General features: G+C 45.7%; 25 protein-coding genes and 1 tRNA gene. 8 read left to right on the plus strand and 18 right to left on the minus strand.

Translation table 11 applies throughout. The annotated features are described in order from the left end of the window. Positions 1 to 579: 579 nt before the first annotated feature. From ICN19_RS00005 to ICN19_RS00015, 3 genes are read right to left on the minus strand one after another with little or no spacing between them, the layout of a single operon-like run. Positions 580 to 942 carry a hypothetical protein gene (locus tag ICN19_RS00005; RefSeq protein ID WP_216244637.1) on the minus strand — a complete coding sequence of 121 codons (363 nt, stop codon included), beginning with the start codon at positions 940 to 942 and terminating at the stop codon, positions 580 to 582. Positions 943 to 954: 12 nt separating this feature from the next. Further along, positions 955 to 1,458 carry a hypothetical protein gene (locus ICN19_RS00010; protein WP_216244639.1) on the minus strand — a complete coding sequence of 168 codons (504 nt, stop codon included), beginning with the start codon at positions 1,456 to 1,458 and terminating at the stop codon, positions 955 to 957. 16 nt (positions 1,459 to 1,474) lie between these two features. Further along, positions 1,475 to 1,876: a hypothetical protein gene (locus tag ICN19_RS00015; protein WP_216244641.1), complete on the minus strand. Its 402-nt coding sequence runs from the start codon at positions 1,874 to 1,876 to the stop codon at positions 1,475 to 1,477. A gap of 148 nt (positions 1,877 to 2,024) precedes the next feature. Here ICN19_RS00015 and ICN19_RS00020 point away from each other — a divergent pair, with 148 nt between their 5' ends. Further along, complete coding sequence (locus tag ICN19_RS00020; protein ID WP_216244642.1) at positions 2,025 to 2,297, plus strand: hypothetical protein; 273 nt, start codon at positions 2,025 to 2,027, stop codon at positions 2,295 to 2,297. 69 nt (positions 2,298 to 2,366) lie between these two features. On the opposite strand, the gene ICN19_RS00025 is transcribed toward ICN19_RS00020, so the two are convergent. From ICN19_RS00025 to cysS, 6 genes are all read right to left on the minus strand, one after another. After that, positions 2,367 to 2,461 (minus strand) — tRNA-Ser (locus ICN19_RS00025). 72 nt (positions 2,462 to 2,533) lie between these two features. Further along, positions 2,534 to 3,784, minus strand: a complete 1,251-nt coding sequence (locus ICN19_RS00030; RefSeq protein ID WP_216244644.1) for an aspartate kinase — start codon at positions 3,782 to 3,784, stop codon at positions 2,534 to 2,536. 60 nt (positions 3,785 to 3,844) lie between these two features. Next, positions 3,845 to 5,167, minus strand: a complete 1,323-nt coding sequence (gene tilS, locus ICN19_RS00035; RefSeq protein ID WP_216244645.1) for a tRNA lysidine(34) synthetase TilS — start codon at positions 5,165 to 5,167, stop codon at positions 3,845 to 3,847. Further along, the gene (locus ICN19_RS00040; RefSeq protein ID WP_216244647.1) at positions 5,133 to 6,104 is read right to left on the minus strand and encodes an acetyl-CoA carboxylase carboxyltransferase subunit alpha; all 972 of its coding nucleotides are present in this window, start codon (positions 6,102 to 6,104) and stop codon (positions 5,133 to 5,135) included. Before ICN19_RS00040 ends, tilS begins: the two co-directional genes overlap by 35 nt. Positions 6,105 to 6,113: 9 nt before the next feature. Next, positions 6,114 to 6,788 carry a DNA-3-methyladenine glycosylase gene (locus ICN19_RS00045; RefSeq protein WP_216244649.1) on the minus strand — a complete coding sequence of 225 codons (675 nt, stop codon included), beginning with the start codon at positions 6,786 to 6,788 and terminating at the stop codon, positions 6,114 to 6,116. After that, positions 6,788 to 8,209, minus strand: coding sequence for a cysteine--tRNA ligase (cysS, locus tag ICN19_RS00050; RefSeq protein ID WP_216244651.1), 1,422 nt, complete (start codon positions 8,207 to 8,209; stop codon positions 6,788 to 6,790). The genes ICN19_RS00045 and cysS overlap by 1 nt, the downstream gene beginning before the upstream one ends. A 60-nt stretch (positions 8,210 to 8,269) precedes the next feature. On the opposite strand from cysS, the gene ICN19_RS00055 reads away from it, so the two are divergent. From ICN19_RS00055 to ICN19_RS00065, 3 genes are read left to right on the plus strand one after another with little or no spacing between them, the layout of a single operon-like run. Next, positions 8,270 to 9,193, plus strand: coding sequence for a M48 family metallopeptidase (locus ICN19_RS00055; protein ID WP_216244653.1), 924 nt, complete (start codon positions 8,270 to 8,272; stop codon positions 9,191 to 9,193). Beyond that, entirely contained in the window at positions 9,168 to 9,671 is a 504-nt protein-coding gene (locus ICN19_RS00060; protein WP_216244655.1) for a peptidylprolyl isomerase, read from the plus strand. The genes ICN19_RS00055 and ICN19_RS00060 overlap by 26 nt, the downstream gene beginning before the upstream one ends. Beyond that, complete coding sequence (locus ICN19_RS00065) at positions 9,668 to 10,450, plus strand: UDP-2,3-diacylglucosamine diphosphatase (RefSeq protein WP_216244656.1); 783 nt, start codon at positions 9,668 to 9,670, stop codon at positions 10,448 to 10,450. The genes ICN19_RS00060 and ICN19_RS00065 overlap by 4 nt, the downstream gene beginning before the upstream one ends. Before the next feature lie 30 nt (positions 10,451 to 10,480). Here ICN19_RS00065 and ICN19_RS00070 read toward each other — a convergent pair whose 3' ends face one another. Beyond that, positions 10,481 to 11,269, minus strand: coding sequence for an inositol monophosphatase family protein (locus ICN19_RS00070; protein ID WP_216244658.1), 789 nt, complete (start codon positions 11,267 to 11,269; stop codon positions 10,481 to 10,483). Positions 11,270 to 11,411: 142 nt separating this feature from the next. Here ICN19_RS00070 and ICN19_RS00075 point away from each other — a divergent pair, with 142 nt between their 5' ends. Then, a complete protein-coding gene (locus ICN19_RS00075) occupies positions 11,412 to 12,164 on the plus strand; it encodes an RNA methyltransferase (RefSeq protein WP_216244660.1) in 753 nt (250 codons plus the stop codon). 23 nt (positions 12,165 to 12,187) lie between these two features. Further along, on the plus strand, positions 12,188 to 12,949 hold the full coding sequence (gene cysE, locus ICN19_RS00080; protein WP_216244661.1) for a serine O-acetyltransferase: 762 nt from the start codon (positions 12,188 to 12,190) through the stop codon (positions 12,947 to 12,949). A gap of 74 nt (positions 12,950 to 13,023) precedes the next feature. Here the strand turns inward: cysE and ICN19_RS00085 are convergent, their stop codons facing one another. Then, positions 13,024 to 13,623, minus strand: coding sequence for a peptidylprolyl isomerase (locus ICN19_RS00085; RefSeq protein ID WP_216245980.1), 600 nt, complete (start codon positions 13,621 to 13,623; stop codon positions 13,024 to 13,026). Between the two features lie 55 nt (positions 13,624 to 13,678). On the opposite strand from ICN19_RS00085, the gene ICN19_RS00090 reads away from it, so the two are divergent. Next, positions 13,679 to 14,911 carry a cupin domain-containing protein gene (locus ICN19_RS00090; protein ID WP_216244663.1) on the plus strand — a complete coding sequence of 411 codons (1,233 nt, stop codon included), beginning with the start codon at positions 13,679 to 13,681 and terminating at the stop codon, positions 14,909 to 14,911. 109 nt (positions 14,912 to 15,020) lie between these two features. Next, positions 15,021 to 15,197 (plus strand): hypothetical protein, encoded by a 177-nt coding sequence (locus tag ICN19_RS00095; RefSeq protein ID WP_167345990.1) that lies wholly within the window; start codon positions 15,021 to 15,023, stop codon positions 15,195 to 15,197. Positions 15,198 to 15,259: 62 nt separating this feature from the next. Here ICN19_RS00095 and bamC read toward each other — a convergent pair whose 3' ends face one another. From bamC to lpdA, 7 genes are all read right to left on the minus strand, one after another. Further along, positions 15,260 to 16,405: an outer membrane protein assembly factor BamC gene (bamC, locus tag ICN19_RS00100; RefSeq protein WP_370625136.1), complete on the minus strand. Its 1,146-nt coding sequence runs from the start codon at positions 16,403 to 16,405 to the stop codon at positions 15,260 to 15,262. After that, positions 16,405 to 17,277, minus strand: coding sequence for a 4-hydroxy-tetrahydrodipicolinate synthase (gene dapA, locus ICN19_RS00105; protein ID WP_216245981.1), 873 nt, complete (start codon positions 17,275 to 17,277; stop codon positions 16,405 to 16,407). Before dapA ends, bamC begins: the two co-directional genes overlap by 1 nt. A gap of 77 nt (positions 17,278 to 17,354) precedes the next feature. Beyond that, positions 17,355 to 17,921 (minus strand): bifunctional 2-polyprenyl-6-hydroxyphenol methylase/3-demethylubiquinol 3-O-methyltransferase UbiG, encoded by a 567-nt coding sequence (locus ICN19_RS00110; protein WP_216244667.1) that lies wholly within the window; start codon positions 17,919 to 17,921, stop codon positions 17,355 to 17,357. Between the two features lie 6 nt (positions 17,922 to 17,927). Beyond that, positions 17,928 to 19,130, minus strand: coding sequence for a tryptophan--tRNA ligase (locus tag ICN19_RS00115; RefSeq protein ID WP_216244668.1), 1,203 nt, complete (start codon positions 19,128 to 19,130; stop codon positions 17,928 to 17,930). Positions 19,131 to 19,169: 39 nt separating this feature from the next. After that, positions 19,170 to 20,021 carry a 3',5'-nucleoside bisphosphate phosphatase gene (locus ICN19_RS00120; protein ID WP_216244671.1) on the minus strand — a complete coding sequence of 284 codons (852 nt, stop codon included), beginning with the start codon at positions 20,019 to 20,021 and terminating at the stop codon, positions 19,170 to 19,172. 9 nt (positions 20,022 to 20,030) lie between these two features. Continuing rightward, on the minus strand, positions 20,031 to 21,134 hold the full coding sequence (gene zapE, locus ICN19_RS00125) for a cell division protein ZapE (protein ID WP_216244673.1): 1,104 nt from the start codon (positions 21,132 to 21,134) through the stop codon (positions 20,031 to 20,033). Next, the gene (gene lpdA, locus ICN19_RS00130; RefSeq protein WP_216244675.1) at positions 21,135 to 22,571 is read right to left on the minus strand and encodes a dihydrolipoyl dehydrogenase; all 1,437 of its coding nucleotides are present in this window, start codon (positions 22,569 to 22,571) and stop codon (positions 21,135 to 21,137) included. Positions 22,572 to 22,581 lie beyond the last annotated feature (10 nt).

A 22,581-nucleotide genomic window follows, 5' to 3' on the forward strand; every position in this document is an offset into this window, starting at 1 on the left:
GTTTTGCCGTTCGTTGTCAGGACATCGATTTGACGCAATAAGGTGACGATTTGCTCGGGTTTAAGACGTTGGCCTTTTGCCATATTTAGCACTCCTTTAAGGTGAAGATTATCAAAAATCCTCTCTTCTGAAGTGGTACTAAAAATCAGGTCAGTTCAAAGGCCTGCTAACGGCCTAAAGAAGACGTTAAAAAAATGTATACACCCTACCCATCTTTTATATAGAAATGATGATGGGGGGTGTTTCCTAAAAATCACACACCAGATGCCCAAAATACTGCTGTGAATTTTTTCAAGCAACTTCCCTATTTATCAGAATATTTATAGCGTCTAACTCCAAACATAACCAAAACAAGAACAAATTCCTGAAGAAGAAATCTCATGAAGTCCACTCGAAATAACCAGTATCCAGAGTTATCGTGGGAGATAAATACTGGCCACCAAGCCCAGAATGAGCAGTCCCATACTTTGACTAAATTATGTCTACAGATTTCATGTGGAACGAATATCGTAAGCGATGCTGCTAAAAGCATAATGCACCAAAGATCAAATTTATTCTTTTTCATTTTTCAATAGAAATTTATTGATTAGATTGAGTCAAAAGTACCCAGTCTTTAAAGTGGCGAGCCAAATTAGCCGCTGTAGCAAAAGCAAGGAACACGGTATACATTGCCAAAAAGAATGCAGCAAAAATTTCTTTTGAATCAAATATAAAGACAAGGCAGTAAATTACAAGAGCAAAAGTGGCACTAGCTAGGGTGATGTAATAATTTTTAATGCCGTACCCGATCATTATTCCCAAACCAGCTACCCCAATATTCATGACATATTTGTATGTCAGAAAATCCCAATAACTAAATTCTGCGGATATAAAAAACTGGCTATATAGGAATACTCCCAATAACAATACCAAGGATATAGCTTGTGGAATAAATTTTTTCATATATTTTTTAGATTAAAACCAGTCTCTTTCACACTGCGCCCTAACAGTTCTCTTCGTGTAGGTGCTAAGTAATTTATTTTCATCATTATTAATGATTTCAATCACTATAAATTTGGAGTTTTTATCAAAATCAAGAGTTGATCCTTCATAGTGGAATGTACTCCTAGCTTTGTCTCTCTGGGCATCTGCAGAATAGTAAAAATTGATTGTCTTTCCCTTGCTATTTAACATGCCCTTTTGATCGTCTTTATTCATATTATAAAAATTAATATGCCTAGCAGGTGTTGCAAGCTCATCAATATCAGATAAATCTAGCTCCTTACTAAAGGCATCCCATGAGAAACTAAATGATATTTTTGCCGTGGAATTCTCGTCCTTTAAAGGCGCCCCCATATAAGTTACATGAGTATATATTGAGCCGTTACACACAAATGTTTTATATGTGTACGCATATGTTGCAACTAGACCAATAATAAAAATTCCAGCTAAGGAAGTTACTGCAGCAATTTTTTTCAACTCTTAATTTCCTGGATTAAGTTCTACATCTTTCAAAGCCAGCATATTCGTAATCACACTCAACTTGATAGATCTTACCAAGTTCGTTAATAAATTCATCAGAAATAAATAATCTTTCGGAGTCTCCAATCCCTAAATACTCATCATCGAGAACTATCATTGGAAACTTATAGCCATTTTCAAAATAAGTTCCAGAACTAGCCTTGGGTGACTTAGCCTGCTTTCCAGTAATCACTAGAAAGATTAGGTCAAAGAATTTATCTTTGCCAGGTCTATTAATTAGAGAATTTAATAAATACTCAAAGCCCCCACATAGCTCAGCCTCGATTGAGCAACCTCTTTCAATGGCCTTTTCCGATAAAAGCTCCTGCTCCTCAAGAGAGATTGGATATCCAAATTTGACGTTAATTTTCCCCATCCCATCAGTTTAATGATTCAAGTGAGCAAAATACTATGTATAGGCTAGCCTAGAGCAAAGGGGTCTTTTTAGGGCATGGGGGTATGGTGGGGCAAGCCTTTTCTGAACTGAAGATGGGGTGGCCCTATTTTCTTGGTAAATTAACTCTATGACTAAGCCTAAAGATAATCTAAGTAACGTTGAGTTCAATGGAAAGATTAAGACTCAAACCTTTAAGCAATTTCAGCTAGAACGACTCATAAAGGATGGCACCGTGATTCCCGCATCAAAGCTAGCGGAATCTAAGGATATGGAATTGCAACGTAGTCGTGACTTTGAAGCATCTATAGAAGATGAGCAACGGCATAGAAGGATGACAACGCCAGCACCAGAAGACAAACTAAAGAACTTGCCACTCACCAGGGAGAGGTTTGAGGACTAAGAGTTGTGTGGGGAAAATTGGGGGAAATTATGTGGATTTGATAACAAACCCACATAAATCCTTGACATTTGGCGGAGACGAGAGGATTCGAACCTCCGATCAGAGTTTTAGCCCCGATGCTCCCTTAGCAGGGGAGTGCCTTCGACCAGCTCGGCCACGTCTCCGTACTTCTTACTATTACAACGCCCCACAGTTTAACGGATAACCGCTTCTGAGGGATTTATTGCGCTTTTGACTTACTTCTGGTCCAACTCAAATGCCTTGTGCAAGGCACGTACAGCCAATTCCATGTATTTTTCATCAATGACGACTGAGATCTTAATTTCACTAGTGGAGATCATCAGAATATTGATTCCCTCTTCTGACAAAGTACGGAACATCTTGCTGGCAATACCAACATGAGAACGCATACCTACGCCAACGACTGAAACCTTAGAAACCTTTGGATCACCAGAGATTTCTTTTGCTTCAATGTGAGCCTGCACAGTGTTCTTCAGGATATCCAATGCTTTTTGATAATCAGCACGTGGCACCGTGAAAGTGAAGTCTGTCTTACCTTCTACAGATTGGTTCTGAATAATGATGTCTACATCAATATTGGCATCCGCAATCGGGCCAAGGATTTGATAAGCAATGCCTGGGCGATCAGGAACTCCAAGAACGGTAATCTTCGCTTCATCACGCGCAAAGGCGATGCCGGAAATAACTGCGGCTTCCATAGTGCTGTCCTCTTCAAATGTAATCAAGGTGCCTGAGCTCATCTCGTCAGCTAAAGGCATCAATGGGTCTGTCAAAGAAGACAGAACCCGGGTTTTAACTTTGTACTTACCTGCAAACTCAACTGAACGAATCTGCAATACCTTTGAACCTAAGCTAGCCATTTCTAGCATCTCTTCAAAAGTGATTTTGTCTAAGCGACGTGCATCTTCACAAACACGTGGGTCAGTGGTGTAAACACCATCAACGTCTGTGTAGATTAAGCACTCATCTGCTTTTAAGGCTGCTGCCATAGCAACTGCAGATGTATCAGAGCCACCGCGACCTAGTGTCGTGATATTACCGTTTGGATCTACGCCCTGGAAACCAGTGACTACAACTGCGCGACCTGCATTGAGATCCTTGAGGATCTTGTCGCTTTCAATGCTCTTGATACGCGCCTTGGTGAAAGAAGAGTCGGTATGCACGGTTACTTGCCAGCCTGCATAGCTCACTGCATCAATACCTTCGCGCATGAGTGCTAAGGCCAAGAGACCAGAGCTCACTTGCTCACCCGTAGAGGCGATTTGATCTAGTTCGCGAGGATTTGCATCGGGGTTAATTTCTTTTGCTAAACCTAGCAAGCGATTGGTTTCGCCTGACATAGCTGAAGGCACAACCACTACTTGATGGCCAGCACGCATCCATTTAGCAACGCGTTTGGCAACATTGGCAATGCGCTCAGTTGAGCCCATTGAGGTGCCGCCATATTTATGAACGATAAGAGCCATAAAAACCGTTTATTTAACTATTGGTGACAGGGAAATCTTCCCTGAGGATCTAAAAAGGGCTTATTTTACAGGGTTTTGCACCCATTCCGGGAGCACACGCCTACCCGAGGCAGTCAAGTGAGGAAAGCTAAGCCCAATACCGGCCACAGCGATCAATTCATCGTTGATGTAGAGCAAGGGTGCCTGGCGCTCCCAGGGCGGAATATCGGCCTCCTGATAGAGGTTTTTGAGGGTTTTACGGGGGGTCTTAGGCTTAATCTGAATCTTCTCAGAGCCTTGACGCTCTCTGAGGCTAATTTCATTGTTGTCTTGAGCCTCTTTTACCCAGTCAGCAGGAAGCCCCAATTGCTTAGAGTTGGCTGGCAAGGTTTTTAAAACCCAGCACCCCGCTTCCACATTGCCCACCTGCAACATGCCGCGCCATAGGTAAATCTTTCTCTCGTCATGTAGCCATTCGAGATTAGCGTCCGCTTTAACTTGTGCAAGATCACGCCACCATGCTTGCAAGCGCTCTTGAGATGGCATAGCCAACTGCCGTGTTTGCAACCAATAACGTAAGACATTATTTGCTGCAGGTAAATCCTCTTTTGCCAATACCAGTAGCGGCGCCACTTTCAGCTGATTCTTATTGAGAATACTTTTGCCATCTTGCTCAGCCAGACGGTTGAGCAATGTTTGCGCCTCACCAAGCAGTTGTGCACTACGCGCCATATTGGCCATAGCTTCAGGCTGGATCTTTGCAAGTGCAGGAATAATTTTCTTACGCACTGCATTGCGACGATATTGAGTATTTTGATTGCTGGGATCTTCAATCCACTTGAGCTTATGTTCATTAGCATAAGCTTCCAGCTCTTGCCTACTTTGATTTAAGAGTGGACGCCACAGAGTGATGCCTGGGTTATCTGAAATCCCCCTGCTTGCCGGCATACCCGATAGGCCGGCCACGCCAGAGCCTCTGAGGAGCTGCAAGAGAACTGTCTCCGCTTGATCATTTTGGTGATGCGCCAAGAGTAAATCTTCGATGCCATATTCTTCACAAAGATCAGCTAGCGCTTCGTAGCGCCCCGCTCTCGCTCTAGCCTCAATATTGCCTTGCTCTTCGGCGCCATCTAAATGTAGGAGACGGAAATCAAAATGAATCTTGTATTGTTTTGCAAGCTTCTCACAAAAGATTAGCCAATCATCGGCTGGCTTTTGTAGGCCATGATGAATATGGAAAGCGTAGATTTGGTTATTGGTTTGATTTTTGTTTTGCGTTGAAGCATTAGCTTGCGCTTTGCAAACCGTGTCGAGCAACACAACCGAATCGAGGCCACCACTTAAGGCAACCGCAATTCGTTTTCCTGATTTAGGACTTTGCTGTGATTTCCTTGAACTTGCCATAGCTCATCAAACGCTCATGACGACGCTCAAGTAAAGCATCTACTTTCATGCCATCAAAGGTTTTTAAAGATTCCGCAAGTGCTTTGCGCATATTGCTCATCATATTGTCGTAATCACGATGCGCACCACCAATGGGCTCGGCCACAATCTTGTCAATCAGACCTAAAGTCTTTAAGCGTTGCGCTGTGAGGCCCAACTGCTCAGCAGCCTCAGGAGCTTTATCCGCCGTCTTCCAGAGAATTGAAGCGCAACCCTCTGGGGAGATTACTGAGTAGGTAGAGTTTTGCAACATCAACACCACATCACCCATGGCAATTGCTAGCGCACCACCAGAACCACCCTCACCAATAATCGTTGCGATGATAGGAACTTCAAGCTCTGCTTGTACATACAAGTTGCGACCAATTGCTTCTGACTGGTTACGCTCTTCGGCATCAATACCAGGAAAGGCACCCGGAGTATCTACAAAAGTGAATACTGGAATACCGAACTTTTCTGCAAGGCGCATGAGACGCATTGCTTTGCGATAACCCTCAGGGCGGCTCATGCCAAAGTTTCGCAGAGCACGCTCTTTAGTGTCGCGACCTTTTTGATGACCAATCACCATGCATGGTTGATTTTCAAAACGGGCCAGACCACCGATGATCGATTGATCATCTGCAAAAGTACGATCACCATGTAACTCGTGGAAATCTGTAAATAAAGCGCCGACATAATCCAAAGTGTATGGACGCTGTGGATGGCGCGCTACTTGAGAAACTTGCCAAGGAGTGAGATTGGCGTAAACATCTTTTGTTAGCTGCTGACTTTTTTCAGCAAGCGTTTTGATCTCATCGGAGATATCTACCGATGACTCATCTTGTACAAAACGCAGCTCTTCAATCTTTGACTCTAATTCGGCGATTTGCTGCTCAAAATCCAGGAAAGTCGTTTTCATAGTCTGATTTTAATATTCAACTGGGATTGGGTCGATACTTCTCCACATATACCAGGTGGCAACCGTACGCCACGGGGCCCAATTAGCAGCCACCTCACGTGCTTCATGGCGGCTGACAGGCTCTCCGCTGAAGTAATTGAGGGAAATAGCCTTAATGAGGCCGACATCGTCCAAAGGGAGAATATCGGGCCGAATCATGTTGAAAATGAGGAACATTTCGGCAGTCCAGCGTCCAATCCCCCGAATTGAGCTTAATTCCTTGATAACACTCTCATCGTCCATATCTTTCCATTGATTGGCATGTAGGCGCCCTGAATCAAAGTGATCTGCCAGATCTCGAATGTATTCAACCTTGCGCCCCGATAATCCAGCGGCGCGTAATTCCTCAACTGTGAGCGCCAGGATATTTTTCGGAGTGACTTTCTTTTTGCTAGCAGCAACGACCCTATTCCAAACTGATTGCGCTGCCGCTACAGAAATCTGCTGACCAACAATGGCTCTTGCTAAGGTGTTAAATGGATCGCCGCGGGTGACCAAAAAACCTGAGCCATATTTTGGAATGAGTTTTTTGAGAATACGGTCTTGCTTCATCAATTCTTTACAAGCCTGCTCCCAATATTCTGGAGCGACTTCTTCAAGGATTACCTCAGCTTTTGCCGCTTTCTCTGTTTTTGCAACTGTCATTAAGCCCTACGCCATTCTGTTAAGCCGCCGGGTTTGTCTTCCAAAACAATGCCCTGCTCCAACAATGTTTTACGAATCAAGTCTGCCTTAGCAAAGTCTTTTGCCTGCTTGGCAGCCACGCGTGCTCCAATTTGTTCTTCAATTTGTGATGGAGTCAAGCCATCTTGATCCTTAGAGCCTGCCTGCAAAAATGCAGTGGGATCACGTTGCAAGAAATTCAATGCCGCACCAAGAGCCTTCAATGTATTGGCAAGTAATAGCTTCCCTTCACCTTGCGCACGATTAACTTCACTAGCCAAGTCAAACAAGACAGCAATTGCCTCAGGCGTATTGAAATCATCATTCATGGCATCAGCAAAGCGCTTAGCCCATGGGTTATTTGGGTCTAGCTGAATTGCTTGGGTTTTAGGGCCTTGCGCTAAAGCGGTATATAAGCGCGCCAATCCAGAGCGAGCTTCTTCAAGCTGCGCATCACTATAGTTAATAGGACTACGGTAGTGCGCCTTCAACATGAAGAAACGCAACACCTCAGGATCAAAGCATTTGAGCACATCTTTTATTAGGAAGAAGTTGCCCAATGACTTAGACATCTTCTCTTCATTAACGCGAATGTGACCGTTATGCATCCAGTAATTTACAAAGGGGGCATCATCTTCTTTGCGGTCTTTGCCATACAGGGCGCCTTCACTTTGGGCGATTTCATTCTCATGGTGCGGGAACTGCAAGTCAGCACCACCGCCATGAATATCAAAGTGCTCGCCCAATAAATCACAAGACATTGCTGAACACTCAATATGCCAACCAGGGCGACCTTCACCCCAAGGTGACTTCCAACGCGTATCTGCTGGCTCTTCAGGTTTAGCGCTTTTCCATAAAACAAAATCCAAGGGATCTCGTTTGCCATCACCAATCGCTACACGCTCACCGGCATTTAGTTCGTCTAAAGTTTTACCAGACAACTGACCGTAACGCGGCAATAAGCGCACTGCAAAATTAACATCGCCGTCATTAGCTTGATAGGCCAATTCATTTTCAATGAGCTTACCGATCATGCCTTGCATTTGCCCGATGTAATCGGTGGCACGAGGCTCTTGATCAGGATGCATTAAACCTAACTCATCTGAGTCAGCATGCATGGCGTCAATAAAGCGATTGGTTAATGCAGAAATTGGCTCGCCATTCTCAATGGCGCGATTAATAATCTTGTCGTCTATATCGGTGATATTACGAACGTAAAGCACCTCGTAGCCACTAGCCCTAAGCCAGCGAACGACCATGTCAAAGACAATCATGACCCTGGCATGCCCAATATGGCAAAAGTCATAAACCGTCATACCGCAGACGTACATCTTCACCTTACCCGGCACTATGGGCTTAAAGACCTGTTTCGAACGGCTAAGGGTGTTATAGATTTGCAGCATAGGGCTATAAAGGTGGGGCAAGTAGCGCCAATTTGTTAGACTGAGCGCTGAGTATATCGAATGAGCCCGTTTCACACCCCTTCCTCTATGCCCCACAACGCCCCAGCGCCACGTCCCGCCTTGAATAAGGTCATTACCCCAGCTTTTGCCACTTTGGCAATCCTGGCTCTATTGTCGGGCTGTAGCACCCCTGCCCAGCAGCGGGCTGATACTGAAATTAGAGCGTTAAATGCACAGGAATCCAGCACTTCGCAGGGAGTACCCCAACCTTATTTAGGTGGTTACAGTCCAACAGACCCACCAAGACTCTCTGCAGATATGGGATTTGATCCACTAAACCCAGAGTTATCTGAAACTGTTGGAGTGCCTTTTTTATCCTTCTTGATTATCGAGCCGGACCCCATTACCAAGAATGCAGTCCCATCAGACGTTGAAAAACTCATCAAGGCACGTAAGTACCAAGATGCAGTGACTCAAATTAATGTTGATCTCAAAAAGACCCCGCGAAATGTGCAATTGCGTTTCGTAAAAGCGCGTTTGCAAATTGAGATGCGTCAATTTGATCAAGCCAAAAAGACTTTGATTGAAATTACACAGCAATTTCCGGAGCTGCCCGAGCCCTATAACAACCTGGCAGCAATTGCTGCCAATCAAGGTCAATGGATTGAGGCTAGAGATTATCTTGAGCTCGCACTCAAACTGCGTCCAAGCTATGCCATTGCCTCTGCTAATTTAGGTGAGATCTATATTCGCCTTGGTGCTCAAGCCTATGAAGATGCGGCTAAGAACGCTCTTCTTAATCAACGTCAGTACTCTAATCGTGCAAAAGCACTCTTGGATGTATTGAAGCCTCCAGCAAAACGTCCTGTTAATAGCGTAATGAATCCATCTTTGAGTACAACGGATTCATTACCAAGCAATAATCCATCCACTAACCTTCCAGAAAGTAGATCTAATAATGGCGAAAGTTCTCCTAAAAACTAATAAGGGTGATATCACCCTCTCACTCGATGCAGCCAAGGCACCTAAAAGTGTTGCCAACTTTTTGCAATACGTTAAAAGCGGTCACTACGATGGAACCATCTTTCATCGTGTGATTGATAACTTCATGATTCAGGGTGGCGGCATGTCTGCTGGCATGAAACAGAAGCCAACTGGAGCAGAAATTGAAAACGAAGCTAACAACGGCCTAAAAAATGATCGCTATACCGTAGCGATGGCCCGCACAAGCGAGCCACATTCAGCAACTGCGCAATTCTTCATTAACGTAAATGACAATGACTTCTTAAACCATACTGCTCCTAATGCTCAGGGCTGGGGTTACGCTGTATTTGGCAAAGTCACTGATGGCATGGATGTTGTCGACACAATTCGCAAGGTAAAGACTGGTAGCTCTGGTTTTCATCAAGACGTTCCTGCTGAAGATGTTGTCATTGAGAAGGCCACTGTTCTCGAGGAATGATCCCAAATTGCGCGAGTGCGCTGCTCATATCAGACTTACACCTGACGCCGTCAATGCCCTTGACGGCGCAACGCTTTTTTGACTTCTGCGAAAAAGAGGCCCCAAAAGTAGAGGCTGTATTTATTCTGGGTGACTTATTTGAATACTGGGTGGGTGATGACGCTGCCGCACACTCCCCATTTCAACAAGAAGTTCAACGCACTATCGCCAATCTTTCCACTAAAGTAAAAACGTATTACCTACACGGCAATCGAGATTTTTTAATTGGTCAAAGCTTTATTAAGAAGACTGGAATGACGCTCTTGGCGGATCCAACTGCTGTTGAGATCGCCTCGAAGAGATGGGTATTGGCCCATGGTGATGCTTTATGTACGGCAGATATTGGCTATCAAATCTTTCGAGGCTGGGTAAGAAAGTCTTGGATTCAAAAAATTTTCTTAAGCCTGCCACTCAATTGGCGCAAGAGCATTGCTCAGCACCTTCGCGGCAATAGTCACGCCCAATACCAAAAAACACAAGCATCAAGCGTGCGTCGACTCAAGATGGATGTTACGAAACAGGCTTGTGCTGCAGTACTAAAAGATCACTCAGGGGATTTATTGATTCATGGGCATACCCATATGCCAGCACACCATGAAGAGTCAATGGATGGCCAGCAATGGCAGCGTTGGGTCCTGTCTGACTGGGATCTTGATCACCCAGAGAGCGGTCGCCCTAGAGCAAGCGCCCTACTCATTAATGATACCGGTGCTCGCTATATCGATCTGATTAAAAATTAAACAGGTCGACAACTCAGTTCGATTTTTAAATTAAGAAGCAGAGTATTTGGAAAGTGTTTGCACCATCTGCGCAAAGATGCGTGGATTGGCCGCCATGACTTCACCGCTTTTTAAGAAGCCCTCTTCACCACGGTAGTTGCCAATCAAACCACCTGCTTCAGTAATCAGCAAAGCACCTGCTGCCATATCCCATGGTTTGAGATCGCTCTCAAAGAAACCATCATAGCGACCAGCTGCTACGTAAGCTAAATCTAAAGATGCTGCACCCGGACGACGCAGGCCCGCACATTGACGTGACATATCGGCAAAGATTTTTAAATACTTTTCTAAGTCCTGATCTTCACGATAAGGGAAGCCGGTTCCCAATAAAGAATTAGCCAAACGATCTTGTGTGGCAACACGTAAACGCCGACGGTCCAAATAGGCACCGGCACCTCGCGTAGCTGTAAATAATTCATCGCGTGTTGGGTCATACACAACAGCTTGCTGAGTTATGCCGTTAACTTGCAGTGCAATTGAAACTGCGTATTGTGGAAAGCCGTGAATAAAATTAGTAGTGCCATCAAGTGGATCAATGATCCAAACATTTTCTGCATCGGCATTGCGCTCACCAGTCTCTTCAGCCAAAAATCCATGGGTTGGATAGGCTTCGCTGAGCGTTTCAATAATGGCCGCTTCTGCGGCTTTGTCCACCTCGGTTACGAAATCGTTATGTTGCTTGCGGTCAACCTGCAAGCGCTCCAAATTCAAGGAAGCACGATTAATGACTGTTCCAGCGCGACGGGCGGCCTTTACGGCCACATTTAACATGGGATGCATAGTATTGATGGACAAATTAAATAAGAACAAGCTCCTTGTAATGCCTACAACTAGGGTAAATTGCATGACAATACGAAGCTAACAGATTGATTCTAAACGATTAGCGTTCATTACCCCCTATTAACCAGCCTAAAGCGCCTTGATGAATATCGAAACATCCGCATTACTCCGCTGGGTTTTAGTCGAAACCAGTCACCCGGGAAACGTGGGATCGGCTGCTCGCGCCCTTAAAACCATGGGTTTTGGCGATCTCAGATTGATTCATCCAAAGATCAAAGGGGTTGCCTTCCATCCTGAAGCCATAGCCCTAGCTAGCGGTGCTGCAGACGTTCTAGAGACCTCCATAGAGAGCGACTCCTTAGCGGCCTCCATCGAGGGTTGCTCGCTGGTTTTGGGCCTCACTAGCCGTGACCGAGAGTTTGGTCCTCCTGCTATCGATTGGGAAGCTGCTAAGTCCCTGATTGGGGCCTCAGTCCAGAACGGTGGACAGGTGGCGCTTCTCTTTGGCCCAGAAAGAACGGGGCTAGATAATGAGCATTTGGCTTTATGCACCCACAGAGTCTGGCTGGATGCCAACCCTGACTACCCCTCACTAAACCTTGCCCAGGCGCTGATGGTTTGCGCCTATACCCTCAGAGAAACACTTACCCAGCATGACGGTAAGCGCAATGCCTTAGCCAACCGCGAAGAAATGGCTGATTTTGCCGATCCCGCAGCGGTAGCCGCCATGCTGGAACATTGGCGCGAAGGACTTGAGGCCATCGGCTACCTAGACCCTGCAAACCCCAAGAAGCTCATGCCGCGTATTCAAGCTTTATTTGCCCGAAGTCGTCTGCATAAGGAAGAAATCGATCTTTTGCGAGGAATTGCAAAACAGATGCTCCTGAGAAAATAAGCACATCCCGTTAAAATCAATATATGTCAAATTCCTTCTTCGACCAAGTCGACTCCATTATTGCCAGAGACCCAGCAGCTCGGAACCGTCTTGAGGTTATTACTTGCTATCAAGGTCTACATGCAGTTTGGTTGCATCGCATCTCCCACTTTTTATGGAACCTTGGTCTGAAGTGGATCGCGCGCGTACTCTCCATGTTTTCTCGCTTCTTGACTGGCATCGAAATTCATCCAGGCGCCAAGATTGGTCGCAGAGTTTTCTTAGACCACGGCCTAGGTATTGTGATTGGAGAGACAACTGAAATTGGTGATGATTGCACCATTTATCAAGGGGTAACTTTAGGCGGCACATCGCTATATAAAGGCGTGAAACGTCACCCTACTCTGGGTAAAGGCGTCGTAGTGAGTGCTGGTGCAAAAGTTCTCGGCGGCTTCACCGTTGGCGACGGCGCACGTGTTGGTTCTAATGCTGTAGTACTCAAAGAAATTCCAGCTGGTGCTACTGCGGTTGGCATTCCTGCTCGCATATTGCATCCAGATTTACCGCAAAGCGCCGATAGCAAAACCAAAGAATACTTTTCTGCTTATGGCATCACACCTAATATTGATGACCCTGTATCCATGGCGCTAAAAGGTTTGATTGATGCAACGATTGAGCAAGAAGCCAAAATTGCAGCGCTAGAAAAGGCCCTTGCAAAAATCAACAACAGCCCAGATGGTGCAGATGCTAGCGCAAGCGATACAAAACGTGATCTAGACGCTATTAAAGAATGGTTGAAAGAGTAATTCCTAGTTAAGGAAGTTGTAAAGGAAAAAGGGATAGCATGCTATCCCTTTTATTTTGTTCATGGATATTTAAATTAATGCAGTGTGCGAGGTCCCGCATCATTGCCACCTAATGCGCCACCTGGAAACTCTTCATCGTCGTCACCATCATCCTCCTCATTAGGCATGCCAAATGAGAAACTCTCACCACCTTCTGGATGGCGATTTTCAATTTCGTCATCAGTAGCAGCGCGGACATCTTCAACCTGCACCCAAAAACGTAAAGCCATGCCCGCCAATGGATGATTGCCATCCAAAACTACTTGGTTGTCAGCAACATCGGTTACGGTATAAATGAGCGGCTCGTCATCTACTTCGTCTGCAGCCGCATCTTCTTCGGCATCGGGTACACCCTCAAACTGCATACCCACTTCCAAAGGCTCCGGAAAGCGTGTACGGGGTTCAATTTTCAAAAGCTCTGGATCGTATTCACCAAAAGCTTCATTTGGCTCTAACTGGATCGTAGCCTCATACCCAATATCTTGGCCGTCTAGCAAAGTTTCAATTTTCGGAAAAGTACCCTCATAGCCACCGTGCAGGTATACCATCGGAGAATCTGGCTCTTCGATGACATTATTTTGTGCGTCGGTTAGCTTATAGCGAAGGGATACGATAGTATTTTTTTCAATCTTCATGCGGAATTTGTCGAACATTCGGTTTTAATCAGTTTCTAAAAGCATCTATATCTTTATGACCTCATTTTACTTGAGCAAACCCTATCAACCGCCCCAAGCCCCATTGAAGCTGCCTCTAGGTAAGCCCTGGGCCTTATTTGGGGGAATTAGCCCAGATCAGTTCATGACGCAGTATTGGCATAAAAAGCCCCTGCTGATCCGTGGGGCGATTCCAGCTTTTGCCCTCTCTGCCCAGCAGGGAGAGCCTCTTGATAGCCCTATTCCAACAAAGCAATTGCTTCAATTTGGATTAAATGAAGAGGTCGAGTCACGTTTAGTGAGGGCCAAGCCCTGGAGTTTTGATCATGGGCCATTTTCTAAGCAAGAAATACCTTCTATTGATAAGCCTAACTGGACTTTATTGTTTCAGGGCATGGAGGCCCACCACCCTGCTGCCGCAAAAATACTATCTTGGTTTCGTTTCATACCGGATGCTCGTCTTGATGATTTGATGATTAGCATTGCTGGTGTTGGAGGTGGTGTTGGCCCACACTTTGATTCTTATGACGTCTTTCTCATTCAAATGTCTGGTAGAAGACAGTGGCGCATTTCTGAACAGAAAGACCTTAGCCTGAATCCCAAATTACCACTGAAGATTTTGCAGCACTTTAAGCCCGAGCAAGAATGGCTACTAGAGCCTGGTGACATGCTTTATCTACCGCCACATATTGCGCATGATGGCATCGCTTTAGACCCAGGCTGCCAGACTTGGTCCGTTGGATTTCGCTCCCCTAGTTTTAAAGAATTACTGCAAGAAGGTTTATGGCGTTTAGCTGAATCTCTCGAAGATATTCCTGCTTTAGACCAAAAATTTGCAGACCCCAAACAGAAGGCAACTCACAGCGCCGAAGAATTACCTGAGGAGCTGATTCAGCAGCTGCGCTCCAAACTCAAAGAATTAAAACTCGATCAAATTAATAGTTTCTTGCCTGGCATTACAAGTTACTTATCTGAACCTAAGCAACAAGCCATATTTGAGCCTCCTAAAAAACCCCTGAACCCAAAACAATTGCAGAAGATGCTCACAGCCGGTAAGCTCACCCCGCATCCGCAAACCCGCATTTTGACCCTCAATGAGAAGGTTTATTGCAACGGAGAAGAGATGACTAAAGCACAAAGGTCTGGCATTACAAGGGCTTGGCAGACCCTATCAGCATCAAAATTACTTGCCAAGACCAAAATCGATGGTCTTGATAAATCAAGCCTTTATGAGGCTTATTTAGCTGGCTGGCTTACTTTTGAGGACTGATTTCAGAGATGGATATAATAAATACTGGAAACTACTTAGGGGCTATCCCTTGGTTTTCCAGAGAACAATTACCGGTAATTGTTGTTAATTTTTTTAAAGGAATTTACAAATGAAGAAGTCACTCGTATTCGCTGCTATGTTAGCAATCGCCTTGGCCGCTTGCGGTAAAAAAGAAGAAGCAAAGCCTGTTGAAGCCGCTCCTGCTGCTGCACCAGCTGCTCCTGCTGCTGAAGCTCCTGCTGCTGCTCCAGCTCCAGCTGCTCCTGCTGCTGACGCTAAGAAGTAATCTTCTTCATGAAGGAAAAAAGCCGCTGCAAAGCGGCTTTTTTATTTGCTGTAAAAAACGAATTATCTTGTTAGTTGCTCCGTTAGCAAGGTTAACAACTGGAATCCAGCTGGTGTATTTTCTGGCTTACCATCAGCATTTTGCACATATACATTGGCAGAATTCTCGCCAGTGCTCTTTACAACAACCTGGTATTTTTTAGCCTTCAAACTTGATTCATCTTTACTGCTAAATAAGTTTGAGAAGAAGCCTTTGGTGTCGCCCAAATCCTTAGGATTGACATAGCGTACATAGTAAACCCCAGCAGTACGATTGCGATCTTCCACGGTAAAGTTTGAGCGATCAAGCGCTAATCCAACATCGCGCCATGAGCGATCAAAGCTTACGCCCAGCTCAATATGAGCTTGATTGGCGCCATCCTGCACAAACTTCGCTTTTGGTGTTTTCGGACCAAGAGGTGCTGCAACCATTGCCTTAGCTTGCTCTTGAGTCATACCCAAACGCTCCATCAAGCGCGCCAAGAAAGCCGCCTCTAGCTCAGGGTCATTGGGGCGTGGCGTCCAAATTGTGGATAAACAAGCACCAGTTGTATCGGTAGTACATTTTTCGATTGCGCCGCGCTGAGTAATGTAAATCTCTGTTTCACCAGGCTTTGCGACTTCAAGACGTGTTTTGTACTTATCACGTTCACCAGTATCGTAAACAGAATCCAAAGCACCGCCAATAGTTGAACGAATCCAGTCTTGGGCAATTTTGGCGCGATTCTCCGCCCAGTCAGTTTCCATAATGCCAGTTGATGGTGAATCAACGACTAACAAGAAACCATTCTCTTGCCAAAAATCTTTTACCTGTGGATAAAGTTCAGGCGCCGGCTTTTCTACAACCAACCAACGACGCTCACCATCACGTGCAATCCGCATACCAGGAATGCCGGTCATAACATTACTACGCATCTGGGCAGATTTCTTAACCGCAGCGTTGTATTCAGACATAGTGGCTGTGCCATCTTGAACAATGTAACGGCGATCTGCTTGCGCAGTAATTAAATCAGGAGGGTATGACAGATTAGGGCCGCGAACAGCTCCGGCACTCTTATAGTCAACTGTATCGCTGCTGGTCACCGACTTGCATGAACTTAACACTGCAACACCAAAAGTGACCAAAGCAATAATCGATAGATATCGACGGACTAATTGAAGCAAATTCATCATAATAAGTTGGCCTGTTTTAAAGCTGCCTTTAATGGCTCACGAAGGGAATTGCTTAAAGGGGTTAATGGCAAACGAATGCCAGCGGTAATCTTGCCCATCTCATGCAGAGCCCACTTCACTGGGATTGGGTTTGCTTCTGTAAACATCGCCTTGTGAACTGCAATCAATTGATATTGAATTTCACGTGTTCGCTTCACATCATCAGACATCGCCGCAACACACAGTTCATGCATTAAACGCGGCGCAATATTGGCGGTAACGGAGATATTGCCCTTACCGCCCATCAACATCAACATTGCAGCCGTTAAATCATCGCCAGAGAACACTGAAAAGTCTTGGTGACCGGCGCGCTTGAGATCATTAATCAATAAAGTACCGCGCTCCAAGCTGCCTGTAGCTTCTTTGATACCAATAATGCCTGGTACGCCAGCTAAACGAACTACGGTATCACCAGTCAAATCGGCAACCGTTCTTCCGGGAACGTTATACAAAATTACCGGCAAGTCTACTGACTCGGCAATCTTTTTAAAGTGGGCATACATACCCTCTTGTGTGGGCTTGTTGTAATACGGCACTACTTGCAAGCTGGCATCAGCGCCAACTTGCTTAGCGTATTTAGTTAACTCAATCGCTTCAATAGTGGAATTGCCACCAGTACCTGCAATCACAGGAATACGTCCAGCAATCTGCTCTACCGTTACGCGAATGAGTTCGCAATGCTCTTCAACAGAAACCGTAGGGGACTCTCCGCTGGTGCCAACAATCACAATTCCGTCAGTACCTTCCGCTACATGCCAATCTAACAAAGAACGCAAGCTGGCGTAATCCAGACTGCCATCTTCAAACATCGGAGTAACAATAGCCGGCATGCTGCCAGCAATGGGCTTTTTACTACCTTTGGAATGAGCTGTATTTGTCACCGAATATGCACCGATTTTTAGCTGTCTTAACCCTGAAATTGTAACGGAATGCGCTGTTTTGACTCGCCTTTTACAGCGCATAGGCGCTGAACCATAGCTGGTTTGGGCTGATCCGCATAAATGTCCTCATACGCCACCACTTTAAGCCCGTGGGAAGCAGCAAATGACAGTAATTCCCCTGGATTTAGCAGGAAATTCGGGTTCGATGGCTTGCCAAATTCCCCATTCCCCAGGGCGAAGGTTTCGTAGATTAAGACGCCCCCTTCTTGCAGCATTTTGGGTAGCCGGTCTAAATGTGGGCGATAGAGGTAATTGGTCACCACAATGGCGCTGAAGTCACATTGATCGAGAGGCCATTCTGCCTGCTCAAGATCACAGCATTTTGGGGTAATGAGAGAATTATTCAAAGCTTGCACAACTGAAATATCTTGGTCTACGGCTAATACCTGATGACCAGCGTTTGCCAACCACTCGGAGTGACGCCCAGATCCACACGCCAAATCCAAGACAACTCCGCCCTTTGGAATGAGCCGAGAAAACCGCTTCACCCAGGGGGATGCATTAGAAATCACATCATGCGCATTAGGCAACATGAATTCTCAATCGTAAGCCAGGCCCATTGCTTCACGAACCTCACGCATGGTTTCTTGTGCAACCTTACGCGCCTTATCGCAACCATCAGCAATGATGGATCGCAGCAAGCTAGGGTCATCCAAGTACTTCTGAGCACGCTCAAACATCGGCTGTTGTTCCGCCAAGATTGAGTCAATAACGGGCTGCTTACATTCAAGGCAGCCGATACCTGCTGACTTACATCCCTTGTCTACCCACTGCTTGGTCTCTTCATTAGAGTAAACGGTATGCAATTGCCAAACCGGGCAACGCGCTGGATCACCAACGTCAGTTCGACGAACACGTGCAGGATCGGTTGGCATCGTGCGGATCTTCTTAATCACATCCTCTGGATTCTCGCGAATACTAATGGTGTTGCCATAAGACTTCGACATCTTTTGACCATCAATACCAGGCATACGTGAGGCTGTTGTCAATAATGCTTGTGGTTCAGGCAGAATGATTTTTCGAGCACCCTCCAAGAAACCAAAGAGTCTCTCGCGATCCGCCATTGATAAACTCTGAGCTTCTTGCAATAAAGCCTTAGCTTGCTCAAGTGCCTCATCATCACCGCGCTCCTGAAAAGCAACTCGCAATTCAGCGTACATCTTGGCGCGTTTGCTACCTAATTTTTTTACTGCCTCTAAAGCTTTTTCTTCGAACCCAGGTTCACGGCCATACAAGTAATTAAAGCGACGAGCCACTTCACGAGTCATCTCTACGTGAGGCACTTGGTCTTCCCCTACAGGCACAAACTGCGCGCGATAAATCAAAATATCAGCAGCCTGCAATAAAGGGTAGCCTAGGAATCCGTAGGTTTGGAGATCTTTTTCCTTGAGCTTCTCAATCTGATCTTTATAAGTCGGAACGCGCTCGAGCCAGCCCAATGGAGTTCCCATGGATAGCAACAGAAAGAGTTCGGCATGCTCAGGCACTTTGCTTTGAATAAACAAAGTAGCTTGATTTGGATCTACACCAGTTGCCAACCAATCAATCACCATGTCCCACACAGATTGTTCAATGACATCCGGGGTTTCATAGTGGGTAGTTAATGCATGCCAATCAGCCACGAAAAAGAAACAAGGGTATTCGGACTGCAAGCGCACCCAGTTCTTTAGAACACCGTGGTAATGACCTAGGTGCAAATTACCGGTTGGGCGCATGCCAGAGAGAACGCGTTCAGCAAACATCTGTTTTTCTTTTTCTTAGTGATTAATTAGTTTAGGGAATTAGTGAAAAGCGGACCATACCGGAGTGAGATGATCTGGTAAATGTGGCAAGCTGCCTAGATCAATATGGCTCTCATTTGGATCATGAAAATCCGATCCACGAGAAGCTAAAAAGCCGTACTGCTGCGCAATCTTTGCAAAGGTTTTGTATTGATCTGGACTGTGACTGCCAGTAATGACCTCAATCGCCAGACCACCCAGATCCTTAAAGTGCTTATAGAGTTCGTCCATTTGCATAGCATTTAACCTGCTGTAGCGGCCAGGATGAGCAATCACTGCGACGCCTCCTGCGGATTTAATCCAGTTCACAGCATTGTCTAGGCTAGCCCACTGATGAGGAACATATCCCGGCTTGCCTTCAATCAAGTAATTTTTAAATACATGCTCGGTATTGCGACACACGCCCTGCTCTACCAAAAAACGAGCAAAGTGAGTTCTGGAAATCAACTCATGATTCCCAGCAAAATGGAGTGCGCCTTCATACGCACCAGGAATTCCTACCTTAAGCAATTGTTCGGCCATCAGCTGCGCACGATTCGCACGACCATCACGTGTTTGACGCAAGCCCTCAATAATTCCAATATGCTGCGCGTCAATACCAAGCCCAACAATATGAATGGTCTCACCCATCCAGGTCACTGATATTTCAACGCCACCGAGATAATCCATATTGAGAGCACTTGCTGCTTCTCGAGCGCGCTTCTGACCACCCAATTCGTCATGATCGGTTAACGCCCACAAATGCACGCCATTGGCTTTTGCGCGTTCCGCCAATTCTTCAGGCGTCAAAGTGCCATCAGAAATCACTGAATGGCAATGCAAGTCGGCATTAAGGGGTGAAAAGCTGCTCATGACCCTATTTTAGGTCAAGCTGGTATCAATTACCCGGCGCGGCGCATCCAGGTAGTCACGAGACTGCATCTCGATCAGGCGGGACACGGTTCTGGAGAATTCAGCGGTAATTTGACCCTCTGTATACAAATCCGGGGCTGGAACCTCTGCGGAGATGATTAGCTTGATCTTGTGGTCGTACAGGACGTCAATTAACCAAATAAAGCGGCGGGCCTCGTTGGTCATTCTTGGGGGCATATAAGGCACCCCAGACAAAATAACCGTATGAAACTGGTTGGCAATTTCCAAGTAATCATTTTGCGATCGCGGGCCGCAACATAAGGTTTTGAAATCAAACCAAACCACACCATCCGCCATATGTAGGGGACGCAATTCACGGGACTCAATATTCAAAACCGGATTGCGTGTCTCTTTTTGATTGCCAATCAGCGTTTGGAACATTTGACCTAGGGTCGCTTGTGTTTCAGCATTGACGGGAGTCAGGTATGCCTCAACTTGAGCCATCTGGACCCGACGGTAATCATTACCAGCGTCAACGTTGAGAACATCTAGCTTTTCTTCTAGCAACTTAATGGCAGGAAGCAATCGATCGCGATGCAAGCCATTTGGATATAACTGGTCAGGACGATAGTTGGACGTCATCACAAACTGTACGCGATCTGCAAAGAGTGCGCTAAGCAAGCGATACAAAATCATTGCATCGGCGATGTCATTGATGTGAAACTCGTCAAAGCAAATCAAGCGATAGCGATTAGAAATACGCTTTGCTAATTCATCCAAAGGATCAGATAAGCCTGATAACTCATGGAGTTCGCGATGCACTTCACGCATGAACTCATGAAAATGAATGCGGATCTTTTTTTCTAAGGGGGATGCTGCATAAAAGCAGTCCATTAAAAAGGATTTGCCGCGACCTACCCCACCCCATAGATAAAGACCACGAGGGAGGTTTGGCTTAAAAATCTTTTTCTTTAAGGTATTGCTGCGGATTTCCTTGTAGGCAATCCATTCGTCTTCGCATTTTTGCAGACGCTCAACAGCACGAAGCTGCGCGGGATCACTTTGATACCCGCGCGCTTTTAACTCTTGTTGGTAAAACTCAATGGTTTTCAATTACATATTTAATGCACGTGAGTCTGTCGCTAACGCTGCTTCGCGCATCACTTCAGACAAACTTGGATGTGCATGACAGATACGAGCAATATCTTCTGCTGCTGCTTTGAATTCCATAGCTACCGCTGCTTCAGCAATGAGGTCAGAAGCATTGGCACCAATAATATGAACGCCAAGAATCTCATCAGTCTTAGCATCAGCTAACACTTTGATGAAACCATCAGCACGACCCATGCCTAATGCACGGCCGTTAGCAGCAAATGGGAACTGACCTGCTTTATAAGCAACACCAGCTTCTTTGAGTGCTTGTTCTGTCTTACCAACCCATGCAATCTCAGGATCAGTGTAGATAACCCAAGGAATGCAGTTGTAATCGATATGTGGTTTTTGACCAGCAATCACTTCAGCAACCAAGACACCTTCGTCTTCTGCTTTGTGTGCCAACATTGGTCCACGCACTACGTCACCAACAGCGTATACGCCAGGCGCTGCAGTTGCGCAAGTATGGTCATCAATAGGAATGAAGCCACGCTCATCCACTTTAAGACCAATCTTGTCCAAACCTAATTTATCGGTATTTGGTACGCGACCCACTGAAACAATTAAACGATCGCATTCCAACTTAGCGGCTTTACCAGCGCTATCGGTGTAATTAACCACTACACCCTTCTTATCAGCCTTCACATCGCCAATTTTTACGCCAGTGTTAATGCTCAAACCTTGCTTAGCAAACAACTTCTGCGCTTCTTTAGCGATGCTGATATCACAGGCACCTAAGAAGGATGGCATTGCTTCAAGCACGGTCACTTCAGCACCGAGACGACGCCATACAGAACCCAACTCCAAACCAATAACGCCAGCACCAATTACACCTAATTTCTTAGGCGCAGAATCAAACTTAAGAGCACCTTCGTTATCGCAGATCAATACATTATCTACAGCGATACCTGGAAGATGACGCGCTTTAGAGCCAGTTGCAATGATGACATTCTTGCCGGTAACTGTAGTTTTGTCTTTGCCATCAATTTTGATTTGATAGCCATCAGCGCCCTTACCTTCAAATGAAGCATGGCCTTTTAACAAAGTGATTTTGTTCTTGCGGAACAAGTACTGAATGCCGCCAGTCATCTTGGTAACGATGTCATCTTTGCGGGCGATCATCTTCTTAGAGTCGATGCTTACAGCACCCACTTTAATTCCGTGATCAGCAGCATGATGATTGATCTTCTCGAACTCCTCTGAAGACGCCAACAAGGCCTTAGAAGGAATACAGCCCACGTTCAAACATGTACCACCTAAACGTGACTCACCCTTAGGATCATCATAAGAACTAGATTCAGCACAGGCAACCTTGAAACCGAGTTGCGCTGCACGAATTGCGGCGATGTAGCCACCAGGGCCACCACCAATAACTACTACGTCAAAAGCTTGGCTCATGATCTTCCCC

Origin of the sequence: Polynucleobacter sp. AP-Capit-er-40B-B4 (assembly GCF_018882245.1) — a bacterium.
Lineage (GTDB): Bacteria > Pseudomonadota > Gammaproteobacteria > Burkholderiales > Burkholderiaceae > Polynucleobacter.

What these genes read in the sequence shown, in the direction of transcription:
- ICN19_RS00005 (WP_216244637.1), bottom strand. Translation starts at nt 942, where the DNA reads ATGAAAAAATTTATTCCACAAGCTATATCCTTGGTATTGTTATTGGGA.
- ICN19_RS00015 (WP_216244641.1), bottom strand. Translation starts at nt 1,876, where the DNA reads ATGGGGAAAATTAACGTCAAATTTGGATATCCAATCTCTCTTGAGGAG.
- ICN19_RS00020 (WP_216244642.1), top strand. Translation starts at nt 2,025, where the DNA reads ATGACTAAGCCTAAAGATAATCTAAGTAACGTTGAGTTCAATGGAAAG.
- ICN19_RS00030 (WP_216244644.1), bottom strand. Translation starts at nt 3,784, where the DNA reads ATGGCTCTTATCGTTCATAAATATGGCGGCACCTCAATGGGCTCAACT.
- tilS (WP_216244645.1), bottom strand. Translation starts at nt 5,167, where the DNA reads ATGGCAAGTTCAAGGAAATCACAGCAAAGTCCTAAATCAGGAAAACGA.
- ICN19_RS00040 (WP_216244647.1), bottom strand. Translation starts at nt 6,104, where the DNA reads ATGAAAACGACTTTCCTGGATTTTGAGCAGCAAATCGCCGAATTAGAG.
- ICN19_RS00045 (WP_216244649.1), bottom strand. Translation starts at nt 6,788, where the DNA reads ATGACAGTTGCAAAAACAGAGAAAGCGGCAAAAGCTGAGGTAATCCTT.
- cysS (WP_216244651.1), bottom strand. Translation starts at nt 8,209, where the DNA reads ATGCTGCAAATCTATAACACCCTTAGCCGTTCGAAACAGGTCTTTAAG.
- ICN19_RS00055 (WP_216244653.1), top strand. Translation starts at nt 8,270, where the DNA reads ATGAGCCCGTTTCACACCCCTTCCTCTATGCCCCACAACGCCCCAGCG.
- ICN19_RS00060 (WP_216244655.1), top strand. Translation starts at nt 9,168, where the DNA reads ATGGCGAAAGTTCTCCTAAAAACTAATAAGGGTGATATCACCCTCTCA.
- ICN19_RS00065 (WP_216244656.1), top strand. Translation starts at nt 9,668, where the DNA reads ATGATCCCAAATTGCGCGAGTGCGCTGCTCATATCAGACTTACACCTG.
- ICN19_RS00070 (WP_216244658.1), bottom strand. Translation starts at nt 11,269, where the DNA reads ATGCATCCCATGTTAAATGTGGCCGTAAAGGCCGCCCGTCGCGCTGGA.
- ICN19_RS00075 (WP_216244660.1), top strand. Translation starts at nt 11,412, where the DNA reads ATGAATATCGAAACATCCGCATTACTCCGCTGGGTTTTAGTCGAAACC.
- cysE (WP_216244661.1), top strand. Translation starts at nt 12,188, where the DNA reads ATGTCAAATTCCTTCTTCGACCAAGTCGACTCCATTATTGCCAGAGAC.
- ICN19_RS00085 (WP_216245980.1), bottom strand. Translation starts at nt 13,623, where the DNA reads ATGAAGATTGAAAAAAATACTATCGTATCCCTTCGCTATAAGCTAACC.
- ICN19_RS00090 (WP_216244663.1), top strand. Translation starts at nt 13,679, where the DNA reads ATGACCTCATTTTACTTGAGCAAACCCTATCAACCGCCCCAAGCCCCA.
- ICN19_RS00095 (WP_167345990.1), top strand. Translation starts at nt 15,021, where the DNA reads ATGAAGAAGTCACTCGTATTCGCTGCTATGTTAGCAATCGCCTTGGCC.
- bamC (WP_370625136.1), bottom strand. Translation starts at nt 16,405, where the DNA reads ATGAATTTGCTTCAATTAGTCCGTCGATATCTATCGATTATTGCTTTG.
- dapA (WP_216245981.1), bottom strand. Translation starts at nt 17,277, where the DNA reads ATGCCGGCTATTGTTACTCCGATGTTTGAAGATGGCAGTCTGGATTAC.
- ICN19_RS00110 (WP_216244667.1), bottom strand. Translation starts at nt 17,921, where the DNA reads ATGTTGCCTAATGCGCATGATGTGATTTCTAATGCATCCCCCTGGGTG.
- ICN19_RS00115 (WP_216244668.1), bottom strand. Translation starts at nt 19,130, where the DNA reads ATGTTTGCTGAACGCGTTCTCTCTGGCATGCGCCCAACCGGTAATTTG.
- ICN19_RS00120 (WP_216244671.1), bottom strand. Translation starts at nt 20,021, where the DNA reads ATGAGCAGCTTTTCACCCCTTAATGCCGACTTGCATTGCCATTCAGTG.
- lpdA (WP_216244675.1), bottom strand. Translation starts at nt 22,571, where the DNA reads ATGAGCCAAGCTTTTGACGTAGTAGTTATTGGTGGTGGCCCTGGTGGC.